This window comes from Marinococcus sp. LNSP9103-4 (genome assembly GCF_056034345.1).
The window spans coordinates 1-2,450 of the sequence record NZ_JBQLIA010000050.1 but is presented as its reverse complement, the minus strand read 5'-3'; the positions used below and the strand labels follow the sequence as shown (position 1 = coordinate 2,450).

General features: G+C 53.5%; 2 protein-coding genes. Both read left to right on the top strand.

Features of this window, described 5'->3' with window-relative positions; genetic code table 11:
* Positions 1–148 precede the first annotated feature (148 nt).
* Complete coding sequence (istA, locus tag ACTRXG_RS16780) at positions 149–1,642, top strand: IS21 family transposase (protein WP_474286056.1); 1,494 nt, start codon at positions 149–151, stop codon at positions 1,640–1,642.
* Positions 1,632–2,375 carry an IS21-like element helper ATPase IstB gene (istB, locus tag ACTRXG_RS16775; RefSeq protein ID WP_474286055.1) on the top strand — a complete coding sequence of 248 codons (744 nt, stop codon included), beginning with the start codon at positions 1,632–1,634 and terminating at the stop codon, positions 2,373–2,375. The genes istA and istB overlap by 11 nt, the downstream gene beginning before the upstream one ends.
* Positions 2,376–2,450: the final 75 nt, after the last annotated feature.

Genomic DNA, 2,450 nt, shown 5'->3' with positions numbered 1-2,450 from the left:
TGTTTGATGCAGAATAGAAATACATAACTGTGCAGGCCAAACGTACATCATTCAAGGCATAAAAAAAGCCTTGCCAGCATCAACAAAACCTCGATACCTTTGTTAGGGACCAACCAAACGAAGGAGAGGTTATGAGAGGATGCTAGACATGGCAGAAATTCATTATATCAAACGATTGCGTGACAAAGAAGGGTTATCGGTTCGTGCCATTAGTCACAAGTTAGGGATTAACTGGCGGACAGCCAAAAAGTATGCCGATGGCGATGTTCCCGTACCATCGGTACGGAAAACCCGGCGGGGAATGATGTACGAGGAACCGTACGGGGACATCGTCGATGTCTGGCTCGAGGAAGACAGCCGGATGGAACCCAAATACCGGCGGACCAACCACACCATCTATCAAGCATTGCAAGAAAACCACGGCTTTCCAGGCTCCTACCGGACCGTTTGCGTGTATATCCAGGAACGAAAACCGGTCTTAAAACAGGAACACCTGGAACGGTACGAACGGCTCGAGCATCCTCCGGGAGAGGCGCAGGTTGATTTTGGCCATATGCGGGCGATCGAAGACGGCGCCTACCGGAATATCGAAACCCTGATCCTCAGCTTTCCTTACAGCAATCGGGGCTTTGCGTATCCGTTACCGGCGGAGAACATCGAATGTTTCCTCACCGGGCTGGAGCAGTTATTTGAGCAGGCCGGAGGCGTCCCCACCCACCTGCGCATCGATAATTTACCGGCAGCCGTCGTGACCGTGGGGAAAGGAGACAAACGCACGTTCACCGAAAGCTTTCTGGCCTTTCAGGCCCATTACCGGTTTGAGGTGCAGGCCTGTAATCCGGCCAGCGGGCACGAAAAAGGCAATGTCGAAAAGAAAGTGGGTTATACCCGCCAGCGGCTGTTTGTTCCCGAGCCGGTCATGACCAGTTTTCCCGAGCTGGCAGATGGGATGAAGACCCGAATGGAAACCGATCAGTACCGCCGGCACTACCGGAAAGAAACCTCCATCGCTGCGTTGTGGGACGAAGAGCAACCCCATTTATTGCCACTTCCGTCCCGGGCGTATCCCATATCGACGATCACGACCCGGGTGGTCAATAAATACGGGGAAGTGCAACTCGATCAGGCCAAGATCCTGGTCCCCGGCGCTCGTCCCAAACAAACCCTGGTGGTGGAGAAACGATGGAAGGATGTCACGTTTTATCCCCCTTCGGGGGAAGCTCTTTACCGTACCGAACGGGCGTATATGGGGAAGCGTCAGGCGCTGCCATGGTCGAATATTTTGAGCCACTGGAAGCAAAAGCCGCGGGCCGTTCCCTATTCTCGGTATCTCTCGTACCTCCCGGAACCGGTTCAATCGTATCTCCTCGAGGAACCAGCCCAAACGACCACCCGGGTCTCCCGGTTACGGGGCCTGATCGATGAAGGATATGAATGGCCGGTGATCGCTTCCTTGTTTAGCATTCCCGGACGCCGGGAGGCGACCACGTCGGAATTACAGGCCATGATCCAGGAACAGTCCCTGACGTTCCCGGAACCCTGGGAAGAAACCCACACGCCCCCGGCCATCGCTGGCGTTGAAACGGATTTGTATTCCTATGATGCCTTAGTAGAGATGGGAGGGCTTTCGGATGAACGATGAGTTAGAGCAGTTGTGTAAAACCCTTCATCTGGCTCACCTGCCGGACGGGGTGGAACAGGTGCCCTTTGACGACCCCCGGTCGTTTCTGGCCGGGGTATTGCGCCAGGAAGTGGAAGGACGCCACCAGGCCCGGATTGCGCGCCTGATCAAAAAAGCCAAGTTCCGGGAACGAAAAACCCTGGAGGCGTACGAGTGGACCGAGACGGTCCAACTGCCCGGGACCTTAACCCAGCCTTCGTTAACCTCGCTGCAGTTTATCGACCATCAGGAAAATGTCATTCTTATGGGATCTTCCGGTACCGGCAAAACCCATCTGGCGACAGCCCTGGGCCAGGAGGCGTGCCATCAGGGCAAAGAAGTTCGTTTCTTCCAGGTCGCTTCGCTCGTGCAGCAGCTGGAAGAACACTTTCGGGCCGGAACCCTGGGCAGATTCAAACGAGGACTCGAGAAGTGCGATGTGCTGATTTTAGATGAACTGGGGTATGTCTCCTTTCAAAAAGAAGGCGCCGAATTATTATTTCATTTGATTACCGACTGTTACGAACGCAAAAGCGTGATCGTCACCACAAATTTAGAATTTGGGCAGTGGAATCGTATTTTTGGAGATAACCGATTAACGGGAGCCCTGGTGGACCGGTTGGTCCACCACGCCCACATCATTGCGTTTAAAGGGGAAAGCTATCGATTGAAGCATGCGCTCTCCCATCAAAAGACCAGGATTTCTTCTTCTTAAGGAACCGACAAGCTTCGCTGGCAGGGTTGTGTACAAAAGCCTGCATGATTATGTACTTTTTAGTTGCATAAAACA

What these genes read in the sequence shown, in the direction of transcription:
- istA (WP_474286056.1), top strand. Translation starts at nt 149, where the DNA reads ATGGCAGAAATTCATTATATCAAACGATTGCGTGACAAAGAAGGGTTA.
- istB (WP_474286055.1), top strand. Translation starts at nt 1,632, where the DNA reads ATGAACGATGAGTTAGAGCAGTTGTGTAAAACCCTTCATCTGGCTCAC.